Source organism: Acinetobacter sp. YH01003, assembly GCF_013420525.1.
GTDB classification, from domain to species: Bacteria; Pseudomonadota; Gammaproteobacteria; order Pseudomonadales; family Moraxellaceae; genus Acinetobacter; species Acinetobacter towneri.
In genome coordinates this window covers 40,761-59,525 of the sequence record NZ_VOXY01000008.1, presented here as the reverse complement: position 1 = coordinate 59,525, position 18,765 = coordinate 40,761, and the positions used below count along the sequence as shown (strand labels likewise).

Here is an 18,765-nt window from a genome sequence, read left to right as displayed (position 1 = left end):
ATAATATAAACAATGGGAGTCAAAACTGACTCCCATTGTTTATGCCCTAAACTTTGTGGCTGAGTCTATAGGATGATTAATCTTGACGATAACCATTCGGATTCTGCTTTTGCCAGTTCCAGCTATCGGCCAACATATCCTCTAAAGCATATTGTGGTGTCCAGCCCAGTTCTTGCACGGCACGACTGTTATCTGCAAAAGACGTGGCCACATCGCCTTCACGACGTGGTGCAAACTCAAATGGAATCTGCACACCATTGACCTGTTCAAAAGTATTCTTCACTTGCAGCACCGAAATCCCATTGCCTGTACCAATATTCCAAGCACGGCAACCCTGTGCAGTCAAACGGTTATTCAAGGCACATAAATGCGCATTGGCCAAATCGACCACATGAATATAATCTCGCACGCCTGTACCATCTGGCGTGGCATAATCCTGCCCAAAAATTGACAGTTTTTCACGACGTCCCACCGCCACTTGGGTGACATAAGGCATTAAATTATTTGGAATACCTTGTGGGTCTTCGCCAATGCAGCCACTTTTATGTGCCCCCACAGGATTAAAATAACGCAATAGCGCAATCGACCAACGTGCATCGGCAAGGGCTGCTTTTTGTAAAAGCTGTTCCACAATCAGCTTGGTATAGCCATAGTTATTGCTTGGCATACCCGTTGGCATCTCTTCATTCAACGGCGAAATATTGGCTTCATCATATACTGTAGCCGATGAACTAAACACCAGTTTAAACACATGCGCGCGCTGCATCGCCTGGATCAAGCTAATTGAACCCGCAATATTGTTATCAAAATAACTCAGTGGAACTTGTTGGCTTTCTCCCACTGCTTTAAGTCCTGCAAAATGAATCACTGCATGAATTTGATGTGCAGCAAATACAGCATCCAAAGCAGCAGCATCACGAATATCACCCTGAATAAACTGCAAGGTTTTGCCCGTCAGTTGCTGCACCCGCGCCAATGACTCTGCCGAGCTATTGGACAAGTTATCTAGCACCACCACGCTGTGCCCTGCATTCAGCAACTCGACACAGGTATGTGAACCAATATAGCCAGCACCGCCTGTGACTAAAACATTAGCCATCTATTTTTCCTAATAAAATTTTTAATAAACCTTGAGTCGATGCATCGAGTGCCGATAAATCCTGTTGCTGCCCATTTAAAATCGGCAAGAGCTGATTGGCAATTTCCTTGCCTTTTTCTACGCCCCATTGGTCAAAGGGATTGATATTCCACAGCACCGATTGTACAAAGACTTTGTGTTCATACAAAGCAATCAACATGCCCAAGCTATACGGATTGAGTTCTTGCAATAAAATACTGCTACTTGGCTGATTACCACTATACTGCTTATACGCCGCTAAGCCATCTAATTCCTGCTGATCTAAAGCCTGATTGCCAAAGGCCAAAAGCCGCGACTGCGCCAAGCAGTTGGACAGGGCCAAATGATGCTGCTCCACCAAAGCCTCGGCATTTTCCGCATAAGTAAATTGATTGGCATTATAACGCTGCACAGGGGCAATAAAATCACAACTGACCGCATGCGTCCCTTGATGCAACAATTGATAGAACGCATGCTGTGCATTCGGCCCGACTTCACCCCAAACAATCGGGCAAGTATCCAGACTAACCGCCTCGCCATTACGCTGAATCGACTTGCCATTGGATTCCATTTCCAGTTGCTGTAAATACGAAGCGAAGTATTTTAAGCGTCCATCATAAGGCAAGACCGCATGAGTCTGAATATTCAGGAAGTTATTATTCCACACCCCCAGCAAACCCATCAGCACCGGGATGTTCTGATCAAATGCAGCAGTTTGAAAATGCTGATCAACCGCATGTGCACCTGCTAAAAACCGTTGAAAACCCGCAACGCCAATGGTCAGGGCAATCGGTAAGCCAATACACGACCATAGCGAATAGCGACCACCCACCCAATCCCACAGCAAGAGCTGATTTTCAGGACAAATGCCCCAAGCGGTCATTTTATCAGCTTTGGTGGATACCCCAATAAAGTGATGTTTCAGAATTTGCGCATGTGTACCCAAAGCCTTTTCCAGCCATTGTTTCACCGTTTGCGCATTGGATAAGGTATCAATGGTGCCAAAAGACTTGGACGAAATAATAAATAAAGTGGTTTCAGGACGCAGACGATGCAGCAATTCGGATAGCTGGCTGCCATCCATGGTCGATACAAAATGTACATTCAGTGGTTTTTCAGTTGCGACTTTAAAATCAGATAAGGCTTGGGTCACCATCAACGGGCCTAAATCTGAGCCACCCACACCAATATTGACCACATCCTGAATCACTTCACCCGTGGCACCACGGTATTGGCCTGCATGGATTTTTTCCACCAAGGCATACATACGCTCAAGCTGGGTATGCACTTGCTCAGTCAATGCAGCGTAAGCATCGGTCTGATCGGAAGCGCTTGCTGCTGTGCTAGTCGCAGGCAAACGCAAGGCCCAATGCATCGCATCGCGCTGTTCGGTATAGTTGATTTTCTCTGAGCCTGTTGCCGTTGAAAATAAACGTTGAATCCACTCAGCAAGCTGACTCTGCTGTGCAAACTGAACCAGGGTCTGCAACACCTTGGCATCAATCCGATGCTTGCTATAGTCAAACAGCACACTGTCCAAAGCCACCGAGAAACGCTGAAAACGCTGCGGATCTTGAGCAAACAGCTGATTTAAATGCAGCTGCTGAAACTGCTGCTGCAATTGTTGTAACTGCGGCAAGGCATTGTCATTTGGAGAAATCGAGCTTTGCATCTGTGGCATTGTGCTACGAATCATTAGCGCCCCACTCCCATATAAGCAAAACCTTGTGCCTTCACAAATTCAGGATCATAAATATTGCGACCATCCAAAATCAGTGGATGCTGCATCTGCTGCAACAAAGTTGGATAATCCAAACTCCAATATTGTTTCCACGCGGTCAGCACACATAATGCCGATGCACCTTCGACGGCTTGATATTGGTCTGTACATAAAATTAGATCATCGCGCTGACCATACTGTGCCACAATTTCAGGCAAGGCTTGTGGGTCATGCAATTTGACCGTCACACCCTGCGCCCACAACGCAGGCAACATCACATGAATGGGGGAATGTTGCACCCGTGCGGTATTTTCTTTAAAGGCTGCGCCCCAAATGGCCACAGTTTTGCCGTTTAAATCGCCCTGATAATAATTCCATAGCTTTCTAAACAAGAGTTCTTTTTGTTGTTCGTTAATGTCCCAAACCTGCGCTAACAGCTGACTTTTCACCCCTGTGGTGGAGACGGTACTGGCAAGGGTCAAAATATCGTGGCTAAAGTTTTCACCGCCAAACCCCGCACCAGGATACATATATGATGCACCAATACGGCTATCTGCCGCCATACCCTGCCGCACATGCTCAATATCAATCCCTAGTTTTTCTGCCACCACTGCCAAGTCATTGATATAACTGATACGAGTCGCCAACATGCCGGAAATACTCAGTTTGGTAAATTCTGCATCCAACACGGGCATAAACAGGTATTGCTGTGCACGGGGAAATAAAGGGCGGAGTAATTCTTTGAGTTTGACTTGTGCACGTTCATTTTCACAACCCACCGTGAGTTGCTGTGCCCGAGTCATACTTTGAATGGCATTACCCTCTTGAATCATGTCAGGCAAATACATCCAGTCATCTTGTGGCAAGATTTTTTTCAGGCGCTGTGTGCCATTTAAACCCAAAGTCGAGGCATTGATCATCAATTTAGGGTGAATGATCGGACGTTGTTGCAACTGCCGCAAAACAGTTAAGGCGTGAGCTTCTTCAGTCGGGTTCAAACTGAGTAGATACACATCCACATCTAAAGGCAATGCAGCAAAATCACAATAGTGTAAAAAGCCCTTACTGCATTGTTGTTGTAATAACAGGCTCAAGGCTTGGTCTTGAAAGCTGAGATGTTGCTGTTCGAGTGGATGGGCAGCATCCTGAAAGATATCACACCAATAGACTTGATGCCCACATTCTGCCAAGAGTGCAGACATCACGCCTGCATAGAGGGTTTTTCCGAAGACTGCGACTTTCAAAATGTGGTTCCTGTGTATTGGTTGATGCTGTTTATTTCACGTGGGTTCCTCCCTTTTTTAAAGGGAGGTTAGGAGGGATTTTTACATTTCATCCTTTCCTACATCATATATGAATAACTTTTCAGGTTTTTTAATCCCCCTCAATCCCCCTCAATCCCCCTTTGAAAAGGGGGAGGTTCGCACAAGCAAGGGCTTTGTAATGGGATGTTCCTCCCTGAGCCAGAGTTTAAGCACTGCTTTAAATTCTTGCGTAAGAAGGGAGGCTAGGAGAGATTTTCTAATCTTTCCTCCCTCAACCCATCCTTAAGATTCAATCTTTAATTCTTGAATCAAGGCTTTAAAATCAGCGCCTAGTTTTGGATGATCAAGCCCATAATGCAACACCGCCTTTAAGTAACCCAACTTACTGCCACAGTCAAAAGTCTGACCTTGCATACGGTAAGCTTCCACCACACTATTTTGCTGCAACATGGCAATCGCATCGGTCAATTGAATTTCATTACCCGCCCCTTTAGGGGTGTTTTCGAGCAAAGTCATAATTTCTGCAGGCAAGACATAACGCCCCACCACCGATAAATTAGAAGGTGCCGTGCCTACTGCGGGTTTTTCGACAATGCCCTGCATCACGGTACTTTCACCTTCAGCAGGTGCTGCAGCTACATCGACAATACCGTATTGATCGACCAGATGATCTGGCACTGCTTCGACCATAATCTGTGCAGCCTGAGATTGCTCAAAACGCTGAATCATGCGTGCCAAGTCATTTTGTGCAGCATCATCTTTAACCAATACATCGGGTAACAATACGGCAAAGGCATCATTGCCCACTACAGATTTAGCACATAAAACCGCATGCCCTAAGCCTAAAGGTTGTGGCTGACGTACACTCACGACACTGACATGTGCAGGTAAAATTTCGGTAATTTCTTTGAGCAAATCCAGTTTTTGTTTTTGTGCTAATGTGGTTTCTAGCTCAAAGTTACGGTCAAAGTAGTTTTCAATGGAGGCTTTAGAGGAATGGGTCACCAAAATAATTTGCTCAATCCCTGCTGCAACTGCCTCCCGTACTACATATTCAATCGCAGGACGATCGACCACCGTGACCATTTCTTTGGGAATGGCTTTACTGGCAGGTAAAAAGCGGGTGCCTAAACCAGCAACGGGTAAAATGGCTTTTTTAATCATCTCAGATACCTAATTTCACACAAATTTTTTAGTTAAATTTTACTCATCAGCAAGTTGAACTGACTTACTTCAACTTAGTTTTTGAAATTTAGTTCACCTTAATTTCTGTACCACGGGCATAACCATCCACATAGTGTTCAAGCTGTGCTAAAGCCCAGTCGATATCACTTTGAATTGCGGTTAAGTCATGCATACGCTCAAACACCATCAGTAATTCATCCAACGGATACATTTTTTCATAAGAACGTAAAATACGACTGTGCTGGGTCACTTCGGTATTATCGGCATCAATCAACAATTCTTCGTAAAGTTTTTCGCCTGGGCGTAAGCCTGAATATTGAATTTCAATATCCCCTTCCTGACTGCCTGTTTCTCGTACTTTTAAACCACTCAGTGCAATCATTTGACGGGCTAAATCCTGAATGCGTACAGGTTCACCCATATCCAGCAGGAATACATCACCACCCTGACCCAAAGCACCCGCCTGAATCACCAATTGCGAGGCCTCTGGAATGGTCATAAAGTAACGGGTGACTTCAGGATGAGTCACGGTAATGGGCCCACCTTTGGCAATTTGCTGTTTAAACAACGGCACCACCGAACCCGATGAACCCAAGACATTCCCAAAGCGGACAATGCTAATTTGGGTCTGATCTTGCGCGTCTGCCATCGCCTGACAATACAATTCTGCCATACGTTTAGACGCCCCCATGACATTGGTTGGACGCACGGCTTTATCGGTAGAAATGAGTACAAATGTTTCTACCCCTGTTTTGACCGCTGCATTTAAGCTAAATGCCGTACCAATGGCGTTGTTTTTCAAACCTGCCAATGGGTTACATTCCACCAAGGGCACGTGTTTGTAAGCAGCCGCATGGTACACGGTTTGAACCCTATACTGTTCCATCACTCGCTCTAGTTTGGCCTGATCGAGCACTGAACCTAAAATCGGGATAATCGTGACATCGCTATTTAAGCGTAATTCTTTGTCAATGCTGTACAACGCAAATTCGGTCAGTTCATAAATTACCAAGGCTTTGGGTTTGTTTTTGACAATTTGACGACACAATTCAGAACCAATGGACCCCCCCGCCCCTGTAACCAAGACCATTTTGTCTTGAATATTTTTAGCCAACAGTTCGGGTACTGGCGGCACAGGGTCACGCCCGAGCAAGTCAATAATATCGACTTCCTGAATATCCGATACGCGAATTTCACCATCGACCAGTTTGGTTAATCCTGGAATTTCGGTAATTTTAATATGTGCTGGCTCTAAGAATTTGACGATCTCGCTTTTACGCATCCGCCCGACAGAAGGCAGTGCAATCAAAATTTCATCAATATGCTTTTTCGGCATGACTTTTAATGCTGTTTCTGCATCATAGACTTTTAAACGGCCCAACTGCTGCCCAGTGAGTGAGGGATCATCATCTATAAATAATACGGGTAAGTGTTCATCGGAATTGTATAATGCTCCTGCAATTTGCTGTCCTGCATTGCCTGCACCATAAATCGCCACACGTTTTTTTTGTACATCGGCTTGTAAATAAGAACGCACGATAAAGCGAATAAAACCGCGGCTAAACCAAACCCATGCGAACATGAGAAATCCGAACATGAGCGGAATAGAGGTGGGGATAAAGGCATCGGTAAAGTAAGCCAACGCATACAACCCTGCCACAGTCAAAGAGGTACCTAACCCCAGTTTAACCATAAACAGTTCGCTGTAGGTGCGCACAATAAAGCGATATACCCCAAAAATAAACAGCGATACAACGGCAATCACACTTGCCCATACCGAACCAAAAGCTAAGTTGGGCACCACTTCTGCGCCTAAATCAAACTGGCGGATGGCATAACATAGCCATAGCAAGACAGGAAATACACAAAAGTCCAGCACCATTAAAAATGCAAGTTTGACTAAGCGGGGGGATTCTACAGCAGGTTCGATAATGGATTTCATAAATATACAATTATTAATATTTGAATTTTAAAACACCGTATTACTTTAATGCAGAATACAGGTTCCAACCTCTAAAAATGAATGTGCGGCGATAGTTTGACCACCTGCGACTTTTACCCCCACGCTTAAATGGGCAAATTGCTCAATGACCACATCATGATCTAATAATGTACCAATATTTAAAATTACACCATCGTTGATCACAGTTTTACGACTAATTACACACCCTGCCATCACACTGACCCCTAAACCGATTTGAGTGGTTGGACTAATCATGCTGTGTGGATGAATAACCGATGTCAATTCTATACCCAAGGCTCGCAAGGTCTGTTGCCATTGTTGACGTAAGGCATTATTGCCTACAGCCACAATCGCTTGAAGATGCGTAATCTCCAGCTGATTTAAACTGGCAATATTTGTCACAATATTATAGCTATCTACATGCTGTGTTTCAGGCCAACGGTCATCGGCAAACATAATCTCTTGCCATTGTCCGCTAAGTTCTGCAGCTTCTGCAACAGCCAAACCGTATCCACCTGCACCTAAAATTAACAAGCTGGGTTTAAGCATCTGGATGACCTGCCTTGAATTTTATAGCCACAATTAACAATGGTATATAGGCAATCAGTACTGCCAGTTCAGGGTACGCCCATGCTTGTGTAACCGTCATATAAGCGATAGGAAATAACCACAATAGATTAATTGCGGCAACTGCCAACGTCACGGGGGTATGACTCCCGCATTTACGTGATAAAATTTGATAGCTATGGCTTCGATGTGCATCATACATTTTATAGCCGCTCAATACGCGTTTTATTAAGGTATAAGTCGCATCGACCACAAACACACCTAAGCAAATGATCCACGCACAAAACAGTGCCAAGTTTTCTTTGAGGGCGATGAGCGCCAAAATACCCAAAGTGAGGCCGAGAAATCCGCTACAGGCATCGCCCATGAAAATTTTAGCCTTGGGAAAGTTCCACAGTAAAAAGCCAAATACACAGGCTGCCAATAACCACAATATGTCTGAGTTTAATGTGATATTGAGTACATAATACAAAATTGCCATACTGGCTACAGTGGTGATTGCTTCGACACTGGCAATGCCGTTGATGCCATCCATAAAGTTGTACAGATTCAACAACCACACCAAAAATAGTACCGCAATGATATTGGCTATAAAGCCGAGTTGCAGACCATTAAAAGCTGTAACTTCGCTAAAGCCACCCAAGCTGATCACCACGCCAATGGCCACCAAAAAATGTACGGCTAAACGCAGCATGGAGTTAATATGCCCATGGTCATCTAAAAAGCCCAGTAAAGCGATAACAAAACCCGCTGCTATCAGGGTTAAACCAATATGTAGAGTCAATTGTTGGCTATAGATCAACACCGTCAGTGCCAATAAGTAGCTACACACCACCGCAACCCCACCACCGCGGGGCGTGGGTACACTGTGGGAGCTACGTTCATTAGGATTATCTATGATATTTTTCTTTAAGGCGTAGGCGCGCATAAAATAGGTCATCGCAAACGCAAGTAAAAAGAAAATAAAAAGGGATAGCATGGACATATTTGTGACTAGGCTCAGTTTTGATGCGCTGTGTTAAACATTTTTTCTAGGCTTGTATCGACATTATACGGTGCTGTCCAACCTAAAAGTTGTGTATTTTTAGTGGTATCTACCACCAGTTCTGAACATAAACGTGAAGCCACTGCTTTTTTCCCCACCAAGCTTGCAAGAAAACTGATCAAGCTTTTCGGTATAGGTAACATTAATAATTGGTTATTTTGGTATTTTGCTAATTTTTCAAATAGTTGTTTGACTGAAATGTCATCCTGATCACTGGCTAAAAATACTTCACGGTTGGCATTTGGATGAGTCATACAAGTATGAATCAGGTCAGCCAAGTTATAGACACTCACCATACTGCGTTTATTGTTTAAGCAACCAATAGGTAAAGGCAATTTTTTAGTTGCCAAGTTCACCATACTTTTAAAGTTGGCTTTTACATTAGGCCCATAAATGAGGACTGGACGAATAATAACAACTTCTAAACCTGTACGTTGAGATAGCTCAAGTAAGGCTTGTTCTGCTTCATATTTAGATAGGCCATACGGGTCATCTGTGTGGACATCATCATTGGGGTGAAAGGCTTGCGTAGTAGTTTGTTCACCATTCACTTTAATACTGCTTAAGTAAATAAAGCGTTTAACGCCACTTTGTACTGCTTTTTGTGCAAGGTTTAATGTGCCTTGTACATTGGTTTGGCGGTATGCTTCAAGTGGTGATGCTGCAGTTTCATGCATTACATGCGCACGACCTGCACAGTGAATAATAACCTCAACCTCGCTTAAATCAATATTGTCTAAATTGTCATTTAGGTCAAAATTAATATTGCTAATATTTGGATTATCAAATGTTTGGGCTTTACGTGTATGCGCTAAAACTGAAACGCCTTTTTCAGCCAAAAATTGCGATAAATATTGACCTAAGAAACCGTTACTGCCTGTGATTAAAGTATGTGAAACAAAAGGCATAAATTTATTCCTGAAGTTATTTAATTAACGCCATAACATCGTCAGCTAAATTATTCATAATATTACTCCGTGTATATAAATGAATAAACTTTTCACGAGGCTTAATGTCATAATCTATATTATTAAATGCTTTTATGGCTTCATCCGCATTACAAGGTTCAAAGATATATGCCCCATGCATACTATCATTTAAAAAGTCGACAACATATCCAGACAACCCACCCCAAATTGGCTTATTATAACAAGCATATTCAAAAATTTTTGATGGAATTACTTTCTTAAAAGCATCATAGTCATTTAAATGTAAAAATAGAACATCAGCATTTTCATAAAATTTTAACAATTCAACTCTATTTACAGGTGCAATAATTTCTACATTATTTACATTTAATTTCTCTAATTGCTCTTCTAGTTCTTTTTTTCTCCCACCATTGCCAATCAATTGAAAAACCACTTTATTTTCAAGCTGTTTTGCTAAGAGTGGTATAATTTTATGTAGACCTTGCCCATCACCAAAATTTCCAGCATATACAACAGATAAAGGTTTATCCTTATCTATATTAGGTGATTGTTTTTCTATTTTATTTAAAAATATTGAGTCAATTCCATTTGTATAAAAGCTATACGGTATATTTTTAAATTTACTTTCAAAATATGGTAAGAATCCTCTTGAAACCAGATTTACCTTATTCGCCTTAGTAATAGTAAATTTTTCAATTACTGAAAGTATCGGCAAAACTAAAACTGTCATTTTTTTTGGAAAAACATCTTCTACTGTATCAATAAAAATATCCCGTATATCTAAATATAAAGGAGCTCTTTTTATTGTCGCAACTAAAGCACCTAAAAAAGCAGTCATTAACCGTGAAGATGTTGCATAAACTAGATCATATTTTTTTCCAACAACTAATTTAAATGCGAATAAAAAAAATAGCATAAAGCTAATAATTTGACCTAATATTCCAGAAAATTTTGTACTAACATCTGCTCTGTAAATTGTCACATCTCCATTATACTCAATTCTTTTACAATCTTCAGAAAAGTCGTTATAACGGTTAGGTAAAGTTGAGATAATATCGATTGTAGCTGAGGGATATTTCTGTTCGATACTCTCTACCAATGCTGTAGTCCTAAATGAACCTGCAGACAAGTCAGGTTTATAGAAAAAACTTATGATCAGTAAATTCATTTACGACTCCACGAAATAGTTGTTTCTAATATCCCTTTTAAAATATTCACACTTACACATTGATTTTCTATTTTTTTTCCAAACTCAGGATGCCACGTACCTTTTACAATATTTAACTCCGAGTCCGTACTGAAACTTATTTCACCTTTGTATTCATCTAATTCAAAATTTAACTTATTATCATTTAAAGATGTAATTTTAACATTTGGATGTAAATGAAATTTTGCCTCTGCATTTTCATACTCTCCTAGAATCAAATCAGATATAATCAAATTTTGCTTATTAAACATCCAACTTCGTTGGTGGGAAATATTAAGTCCTAAATTATAATAACCATTATGTGAAGCTTTAAAACCATTAATTATACCATTATCATTAAATTCCAGGGTTTCTAATTTTGGATATGCTCTACGCGCCACTCTAAACCCCGCCCAGACCTCACTAGAATCAATATTATTTATAACTACAGTATTATGTGCAGAAGTACTACGCTGACGGTTTCGCTCCTCACCTAAACCATACTGAGAAATACCAGAGTTTACGAATAAACGTTCTTTTCCAATACTCAACTCAAAACTCAATGTATCTGCATGCGCATGGCCTGGTTGATAATCGGGACCAACTTTTGCAACATCTACAATCATTTTATAGTCATCACCATAAATTGATATATAGCCGCTTTCTTCCAAATAAGCATCAGTTTTTTTTGCTACTTCATAATCATCTATAATATTCAAAGCAGTTGCATAGCGTTTTAAGCTTTTAAAGGTTGGAGCAACACCTAAAGTAGAATCATTAAAAAATGAAATATCACCATCAGGATGACACATATGGCTTAACCAGACCAACATCTTTTTTATGACAGATGATAGATAAATTTTATCTAACTTTTCATCCATAGAGTAAAGGCTTATTAATTGATATATATCTAATAAGTCTTCTAGAAAAATTGAATGATACATTGGAGTTAATTCAAAATTACCACCATCTGCTAATATTTGCTCCTGTATTTCTTTTTGATATATTTTCAGACCTTTCTGCAGCCATATCTTAGACTCTTGAGAGTTAAAAAATAATCCAGAAAAAATTAATGCCTTAGCATTAGCAAAAAGATGATTAGCTAAAATATGCCATTCAATACTTTTAGATAAATGTTCAGCTTGCAAAGCTAACGACTGTAATTGAGCTGCATTTAGGTTATTTCCAGCTAATGCCCATTTAATCCAATTTACAATTCTTAAAGATGTTGGATAAGGCTCCCAAGCATTACCTAATGCATATGGGTTCTGTTCTATCCATTGATTAATCAAGCTATAATGCCAAACTTGACGTTCTAATGCTTCTTTTGCATTGAGATCATCGAAATAATGTAAATTATAAAGCCATAACTTATCTTGTTCTTTTGCATTCCAATCTAAACTAGAATTTACTTTTCCTTTTTTATTTAGAAAATAAAACTCTTTTTCACCAATCATAGAAATTGATTTCTCTATAACATTATCCCATTTTTTCTTAACTTCTCTTAGGTTTAGAGAAAACTCTTTTTTCTGCACTTTAGGCTTTAATAAGATATAGTACAGTCGATAATACAACTGTACAAATTTTAAATACTTAATAGTATGAATAAGTTTTTTAAGATCCATAATACTACTGTGCTCTCAAAACTTCAGCAGCTTGAATGGTCATACGTGCAACTTCAAAAATTTCATCTGCTGGAATAGGTGACTCTTTGCCTTGACGAATACTCTCAACAAAAGCAGCCGCACAAGCATCTTGTCCTTTGTCCTGACGCCACAAATTCATTTTGTTAAAGCCAGACCAACCAAAACCTTTAAGTTTACGGAAGTTGTCAAGTTGTAATACACGACCTGCAGCAAAGACTTCTATTCGCTCTTTAGGAAAACTTGATGCTCCGTTCGCCAAGTAGAAAATTGTTCCAAATGAACCATCTTCAAAACCTAAAGTAATGCTTGCTTTATCTTCAAGGACTTGTACAGCATCAGTTTCACCCATACGTCTAGCTTGAACAGACACAATTTTTGAACCTGCTAAAAAGCGCATTAAATCTATGAAGTGACATGCCTCACCAATAATACGCCCACCGCCTACCGCATTATCCTGTGTCCAGTGGTCTGCAGGAATTGCGCCTGCATTCATGGTCATAATAAAGCTTTTAGGTTCTTTCACTGTGTCGAGTAAGGCTTTCATTTTTTGTACTTGAGGTGCAAAACGACGGTTAAAGCCCACCATGACACGGGCATATTGTTTATTTTCTATATTTTGATTATAAGCCTGTTCAACTTTTTCTATTTCTTCTACCGTCAACGCCAATGGCTTTTCTACAAAAACATTTTTACCCGCTAACAGCGCTTTTTCTACAAAATAGGCATGGCTATTATGTCGTGTTGCAATTGCTACAGTATTTACATCTTGATTGCTTAATAAGGCATCTATATCTGTCGATGCTTCTGCAAATCCTGCCTTTTCACCATGAATCACCCCATTGATACCACCAGAAGTTACAATGGTATGCAGTTGTGACGCCGCTTTTTTAAATGCAGGAATTAAAATACGAGAAGCATAGTTGCCTGCACCAATAAAACCAACGACAGCATTTTGTGCATCAATCTGAATTGGTTTTAAAATGACTTTCTTTTCTGTTCGTGTTTCTACGGCCGAATTGTATTTAAGTAAAATACCCAAACCTGATTTATCTTCTGTTAAAACATCATAAGCTTTTGGCGCATCTTCAAATTCAAAACGATGGGTAATTAAGGCATCTACATTTAATGTGCCTGCCGCCATCATATCCAACACTGCAACAAAGTTACGCTGTTCTGTCCAGCGAACAAATCCTACTGGGTAATCCTGTCCTTTTTCTTCATAAGCAGCATCGTAACGACCTGGTCCATAAGAACATGACACCTGAAAGCTCAGTTCTTTTTCATAGAAGTCTGCACGATTTAACTCTAAACCTGTTACACCAACTAAAATAATACGGCCACGTTTACGGCTCATACGCGCGGCTTGTGTAACAGGATCGCTCACTTTGGTTGATGCAGTAATAATGACACCATCTACTCCTGCACCACGGCTAAATGCTAAACCTGCAGCAACAGGGTCTTCACCTTTGGCAGGGTTACAGACTTCTGCACCAAACTGTTTGGCAAGTTCGAGTTTGCTTTGGTCAAAGTCAATAGCCAATACACGGCAGCCATTTGCTCTTAGCATTTGAATGGTGAGCAAGCCAATTAGGCCCGCACCCGTAACCACAAAGCTTTCACCTATGGTTGGTTGTGCCAGACGAATACCTTGCAAGCCAATACTGGCAACAACTGTAAAGGATGCAGCTTCATCCGAAACATTATCGGGTATTTTTGCACATAGATTTTTCGGCACTTTGACCATGTCTGCATGCGGACCATTTGAAACGACACGATCACCTACTTTAAAATCGTCTACACCCGCTCCAACCTCATGAACTACACCAACATTACAATAACCAAGTGGTAAAGGTTGTGCCAGTTTGGACTTTACTGCGTCATAGGTAGTAAGCAGCCCATCTGTTTGGACTTTTTCAAGTACCATTTTTACTTTTTCTGGTTGTTGGCGTGCTTTGTCTAACATAGATGCCTTACCAAAGCCGACCAACATTCGCTCTGTGCCCGCTGAAATAAGCGAAGTAGTGGTGGAAATAAGTAAATGCCCTTTAGAGCACTGTGGTACTGGGGCTTCTGTTACGGTTGTACCGCCTTTTGCCATGTCTTGAAGGATTTGTTTCATTTTTAACCTATTAAATCTTTCTATAGCGAATAATTTTGGCCGGATTTCCGCCCACAATTGCATTTTTAGGAACATTCTTGGTTACAACAGCTCCTGCTGCTATAACAGCACCTGACTCGATATGTACTCCATGCATAATAATTGCCCCATGTCCTACCCATACATTATTTTCAATAATAGTAGTTAAGAAAATATCTCTACCACTTTTATTCATAGTAGTTTGTATATTGTCAAACTTATGATCTCCTCCAACTAGACTGACATTAGATGCAAACATAACATCATCTTTTATTGTCACATTAGAAGAGATATGGCAATTACGGCCACAAAAAAAATTATGACCTATTTTTATTTCGCGGCCTTTACCTAAAAAAGTATTTTTTCCTATCAAAGCATAAGAGGAAAAATGTACTTGTGGCCGATAGAATAAATAAAAAAATCTTTTTAAACTAAAAATAAAACGTCTATATAGATTAATCAAGAACATAGGTAATAGCCTGATGGATAACATTTACATAATTATTTATATTAAAATTACTTCTTTCAAAATTTTGAGCATTTTTTCTCAAACTTTCAAGTCTTTCCGGCGAGCTAAATATACTAACTATTTCAGTGCATAAAGAGTCTAAGGTAATATTTTTTAAAATAACTCCATTATTTGTTACTAAATCTTTTTCACATCCATCTCCAATTCCACATAGCACGGGTACTCCATGGATCAAAGAATCTGAAATTGCCAAGCCACCCAAACCTGGTAAAACCATCAAACTTGCATCATATAAATAAGGAGATAAAAAGGTCTGATTACCTTTGAATGAAATTTCAGAATTTAGATTTAACTCATCAACCAATTTTTCGAGAGAGGGTCTCAAAGGTCCATCACCAATAATATCTAGAGTTAAATTAGGTAAATGTTCCAAAGCTTTTTTAAAGGATTTTATTAATAAATCGATATTTTTATTCTCAGATAAACTACCAATAAAAACTAATTTATTTTGAATAGGAACTGGAGATGGATATCTAAGATTATTCTCATTACAATATCTTTTTAGCTCAAAAATTCTTTTTTCAGTATCAATAACATTGACAGCTGTAAAAACAGAAGACTCAGCTAATCCCAAATTTTTATAGTATTGAGCACCGTAGGAACTATAGGCAATTGCAGCATCCGATTGACGTTCAATCGTATGAAAAAACACATCTGCCAATCTTCTATGGATTGACTTCTTACGACCTTCAAGCTCCCCTAGTCCCCATTGTATTATTTTACATTTTTTTCTTTTTGCATAAAAAAAACACACTAGGTTATTGAGTATATTTGAAGCACCTTCAACAATAATTACATGCGGGCAAAACTCATCCAACTTATTATATAAATTAGGATTATAAGGTATATAAGCATGTCCGTTCGACGTCTTAAATGAGATTTTTTTTGTTGGCAGTTTTACGGTTTTAAAATTCACAATACCGCTATAGCTTTTAACCTTAGTTCCTTCGAAATCATCGGCATAAAATACGCATAAATCAATACCTTTTATTTCAGATAGTCGCTGAAACACAGGTACTCGCCAAGATTGTAAAACTCTATAACTAATAGCAACACGAATCATGATTTAACGACTCTCATCAGAAACTTTAAAAACATTATAAGAAATAAAAGAAATAATACTACACAAAATTAAGTTAGATAATAACGTAGCATATACAGCCCCTATTAAACCATACAAGGGAATAAATATAATATTAGTAAGAAAATTAACCAATAAAGACAAAAAAGTAGAGTACATTAATAAATTATTCTTACCTTTTTGAATTAAAAAATAATTAGAAACCAAATAAATTGGCAGAAATAAGTGTGCTAACAACAACAACAACAACTCACCAGGAAGGTAAGCATAGCCATTTACAATATTAAAATTCGTTATAATGACATATAAAATTACACTTACAATCGAGCCAAACAAACCAAGGATAAACATATAAATAAACGTTGATTTAATATTTTTAAACAATTCCATATTATTATTTGATTTATATATTTTCTTTTCCATTACAATACCAATTATGGAATACAAGAAAATCAAACCAGATGCAAATATATACAAAAAACTATAATTACCAACCGTTTTCAAATCCGTAAAATATTGAAGAATAAATCTATCAATTAATGCTATCCCGAAAATAGATAAACCATGTAACATTAATGGAAAGCCATGAAAAAAACGCTCTTTCCACTCTACATCAAAACTTATACCATTTTTAAACACCATAATTAACATATAAATAGTTACCATTAATCCTGCTGCAAATTCAGCAAAAATATAGTTACTATCAGTATAAAAAAAATAAATGACTATAATTACTACAAAAAATCTCAAAGAAGAGTATATGATTCGATTACAAGCATAACTTTTAATTTTTTCAGCTGATCTTAAATAAGTTAAGTAAATTTTATTTAGTGCCAATATAAAACCAACTAGTGCTAATAAAAAATAATTAAAATAAATTAAAAAAGGACTTAAAAATAGTAATATAAAAAAACTAAAAACCAATGATCTATTTATTTCAAGATTAGCATCATTTCGTAGAATTAACCGATCCTGACCAAATAAAAACAAAGGTATTAAGAATATTATTATCGAATAATATAAAACAATTTTACCGTATATTTCTGGAGCAGAAAAAATTGGTATTATTGCCAAAGTCAACCAAGCCAATGCTTTTGAAAAAAATTCAGAAAAACCAACTAAAAAAAATTGATTATTTAATTTCATTTTTCTTCTCATGAATATTAATTTTCTCTTCTCTTAAATTCAATTGACAACCAATTAAACCTAAAGCTGCAAATAATATAGGTGCAAAATATATTGCACCACTGAAAAGATGCATACATAGGCCTAATATTAAAATTAAAGGAATTAAATAACCATTTTTAATATTACTTATAATTAATGAATATAGACTTAAAAATAAAAAAGGAATACCAAATAACACTAAGCCTATCAAACCAGTGTTCATTAATAATTCAAACAATATATTATGAGGATATACCCCACCTACCTCTAAATAACCACCAAATAAAGGACTTTCCTTAAAGTATATCCAAGCTTGATTCCATAAATCTAATCGTGATGTTGAAGATGAGTTACTATCTATATCACTTTTTATATTAAAAAACCGTTCAAATGCATTATTCCCTGTTGAAATAGTTACCCAATATACTAAATAAGTAAAAATAGGCGCAATAATTATAGATGTAATTTTATTTTTGATTGATAAAAAAAACCAAACATAAATAAAACATAATATACATGCTATAAATGCACCTCGTGATGCTCCTAAAATAAACATTGGTATTGAAAAAAGCAACATTAACCAAGCTAAAATAGTAAGCTTTTTATTTTTTACTTTATAGTCTTTTATATATGAAAAAAATATTATAAAATTAAAGACAGAGGCGTATGAAAGAGCTAGTGGACTAATAAAATTATTATTGTCTTCATACATCATTTGACTAATTCTCCCTCCTCCACTAAGAAAGAAATCTCTATATAAAATAAAGCTTGTCAAACCCATTAATAAACCTGCATATATAAAGTATTTAATTGCTAAATTAATTTTATTTAAATCAAAATTTAAAAAATAAAAGAATATTAATATGCTCCATGTTATTAAGTAAAAAATATATTCAATTTTATCTAACATGTAAAGTTGGTCATGAATATTTAAAAAAATCATCATAGAATAATGAATAAAAAATAAGCTCATCATTACCAATAATACATATAAACTATAATTATATCTTTTATTAATTTTTTTTATTAAATAAGATAAAATTGCTATAGAAATTAAAATACGAATAGGAATAGAATAAAATCGACTATAATCTTTAAAACCTAATGAAATTATTAATTCTAAACCTGAATAATATCCAGTGTAGAGAAAGAAACTAACAATAAATAATATTAAATTATCTACATTTAAATGTAATTCTTTATTCATAAAAATCACTTACTAGTTACA

The 18,765-nt window shown here is 37.8% G+C and carries 15 protein-coding genes; all 15 read right to left on the bottom strand.

Features of this window, described 5'->3' with window-relative positions; all coding sequences use genetic code 11:
- Window positions 1–76: 76 nt before the first annotated feature.
- Window positions 77–1,099, bottom strand: a complete 1,023-nt coding sequence (gene galE / locus FTT70_RS08615; protein WP_180168522.1) for a UDP-glucose 4-epimerase GalE — start codon at window positions 1,097–1,099, stop codon at window positions 77–79.
- Window positions 1,092–2,798, bottom strand: a complete 1,707-nt coding sequence (gene pgi, locus FTT70_RS08610) for a glucose-6-phosphate isomerase (RefSeq protein WP_180168534.1) — start codon at window positions 2,796–2,798, stop codon at window positions 1,092–1,094. The genes galE and pgi overlap by 8 nt, the downstream gene beginning before the upstream one ends.
- Window positions 2,799–2,812: 14 nt before the next feature.
- Window positions 2,813–4,081, bottom strand: a complete 1,269-nt coding sequence (locus FTT70_RS08605; protein WP_180168521.1) for a nucleotide sugar dehydrogenase — start codon at window positions 4,079–4,081, stop codon at window positions 2,813–2,815.
- Between the two features lie 303 nt (window positions 4,082–4,384).
- Window positions 4,385–5,266, bottom strand: a complete 882-nt coding sequence (gene galU / locus FTT70_RS08600; protein WP_180168520.1) for a UTP--glucose-1-phosphate uridylyltransferase GalU — start codon at window positions 5,264–5,266, stop codon at window positions 4,385–4,387.
- Between the two features lie 88 nt (window positions 5,267–5,354).
- Window positions 5,355–7,229: a nucleoside-diphosphate sugar epimerase/dehydratase gene (locus FTT70_RS08595; protein WP_180160974.1), complete on the bottom strand. Its 1,875-nt coding sequence runs from the start codon at window positions 7,227–7,229 to the stop codon at window positions 5,355–5,357.
- 45 nt (window positions 7,230–7,274) lie between these two features.
- A complete protein-coding gene (locus tag FTT70_RS08590; protein ID WP_180168519.1) occupies window positions 7,275–7,799 on the bottom strand; it encodes an acetyltransferase in 525 nt (174 codons plus the stop codon).
- Window positions 7,792–8,802 carry a glycosyltransferase family 4 protein gene (locus FTT70_RS08585; RefSeq protein ID WP_180168518.1) on the bottom strand — a complete coding sequence of 337 codons (1,011 nt, stop codon included), beginning with the start codon at window positions 8,800–8,802 and terminating at the stop codon, window positions 7,792–7,794. The genes FTT70_RS08590 and FTT70_RS08585 overlap by 8 nt, the downstream gene beginning before the upstream one ends.
- A gap of 14 nt (window positions 8,803–8,816) precedes the next feature.
- The gene (locus tag FTT70_RS08580; RefSeq protein ID WP_180160971.1) at window positions 8,817–9,770 is read right to left on the bottom strand and encodes an NAD-dependent epimerase/dehydratase family protein; all 954 of its coding nucleotides are present in this window, start codon (window positions 9,768–9,770) and stop codon (window positions 8,817–8,819) included.
- Between the two features lie 16 nt (window positions 9,771–9,786).
- Window positions 9,787–10,959: a glycosyltransferase gene (locus FTT70_RS08575; protein WP_180168517.1), complete on the bottom strand. Its 1,173-nt coding sequence runs from the start codon at window positions 10,957–10,959 to the stop codon at window positions 9,787–9,789.
- Window positions 10,956–12,602 (bottom strand): heparinase II/III family protein, encoded by a 1,647-nt coding sequence (locus FTT70_RS08570; protein ID WP_180168516.1) that lies wholly within the window; start codon window positions 12,600–12,602, stop codon window positions 10,956–10,958. Before FTT70_RS08570 ends, FTT70_RS08575 begins: the two co-directional genes overlap by 4 nt.
- 4 nt (window positions 12,603–12,606) lie before the next feature.
- Entirely contained in the window at window positions 12,607–14,742 is a 2,136-nt protein-coding gene (locus FTT70_RS08565) for a bi-domain-containing oxidoreductase (RefSeq protein WP_180168515.1), read from the bottom strand.
- A 10-nt stretch (window positions 14,743–14,752) separates the two neighbouring features.
- A complete protein-coding gene (locus FTT70_RS13705) occupies window positions 14,753–15,229 on the bottom strand; it encodes a DapH/DapD/GlmU-related protein (protein ID WP_180168514.1) in 477 nt (158 codons plus the stop codon).
- Window positions 15,216–16,352: a glycosyltransferase family 4 protein gene (locus FTT70_RS08555; RefSeq protein ID WP_180168513.1), complete on the bottom strand. Its 1,137-nt coding sequence runs from the start codon at window positions 16,350–16,352 to the stop codon at window positions 15,216–15,218. The genes FTT70_RS13705 and FTT70_RS08555 overlap by 14 nt, the downstream gene beginning before the upstream one ends.
- Before the next feature lie 3 nt (window positions 16,353–16,355).
- Entirely contained in the window at window positions 16,356–17,516 is a 1,161-nt protein-coding gene (locus tag FTT70_RS08550; protein ID WP_180168512.1) for a polysaccharide biosynthesis C-terminal domain-containing protein, read from the bottom strand.
- Window positions 17,503–18,744: an O-antigen ligase gene (locus FTT70_RS08545; RefSeq protein ID WP_180168511.1), complete on the bottom strand. Its 1,242-nt coding sequence runs from the start codon at window positions 18,742–18,744 to the stop codon at window positions 17,503–17,505. The genes FTT70_RS08550 and FTT70_RS08545 overlap by 14 nt, the downstream gene beginning before the upstream one ends.
- Window positions 18,745–18,765: the final 21 nt, after the last annotated feature.

Bases quoted from the DNA above. Each gene is read 5' to 3' on its own strand.
- galE (WP_180168522.1), bottom strand. From the start codon at position 1,099: ATGGCTAATGTTTTAGTCACAGGCGGTGCTGGCTATATTGGTTCACAT.
- pgi (WP_180168534.1), bottom strand. From the start codon at position 2,798: ATGCCACAGATGCAAAGCTCGATTTCTCCAAATGACAATGCCTTGCCG.
- galU (WP_180168520.1), bottom strand. From the start codon at position 5,266: ATGATTAAAAAAGCCATTTTACCCGTTGCTGGTTTAGGCACCCGCTTT.
- FTT70_RS08595 (WP_180160974.1), bottom strand. From the start codon at position 7,229: ATGAAATCCATTATCGAACCTGCTGTAGAATCCCCCCGCTTAGTCAAA.
- FTT70_RS08590 (WP_180168519.1), bottom strand. From the start codon at position 7,799: ATGCTTAAACCCAGCTTGTTAATTTTAGGTGCAGGTGGATACGGTTTG.
- FTT70_RS08585 (WP_180168518.1), bottom strand. From the start codon at position 8,802: ATGTCCATGCTATCCCTTTTTATTTTCTTTTTACTTGCGTTTGCGATG.
- FTT70_RS08580 (WP_180160971.1), bottom strand. From the start codon at position 9,770: ATGCCTTTTGTTTCACATACTTTAATCACAGGCAGTAACGGTTTCTTA.
- FTT70_RS08575 (WP_180168517.1), bottom strand. From the start codon at position 10,959: ATGAATTTACTGATCATAAGTTTTTTCTATAAACCTGACTTGTCTGCA.
- FTT70_RS08570 (WP_180168516.1), bottom strand. From the start codon at position 12,602: ATGGATCTTAAAAAACTTATTCATACTATTAAGTATTTAAAATTTGTA.
- FTT70_RS08565 (WP_180168515.1), bottom strand. From the start codon at position 14,742: ATGAAACAAATCCTTCAAGACATGGCAAAAGGCGGTACAACCGTAACA.
- FTT70_RS13705 (WP_180168514.1), bottom strand. From the start codon at position 15,229: ATGTTCTTGATTAATCTATATAGACGTTTTATTTTTAGTTTAAAAAGA.
- FTT70_RS08555 (WP_180168513.1), bottom strand. From the start codon at position 16,352: ATGATTCGTGTTGCTATTAGTTATAGAGTTTTACAATCTTGGCGAGTA.
- FTT70_RS08550 (WP_180168512.1), bottom strand. From the start codon at position 17,516: ATGAAATTAAATAATCAATTTTTTTTAGTTGGTTTTTCTGAATTTTTT.
- FTT70_RS08545 (WP_180168511.1), bottom strand. From the start codon at position 18,744: ATGAATAAAGAATTACATTTAAATGTAGATAATTTAATATTATTTATT.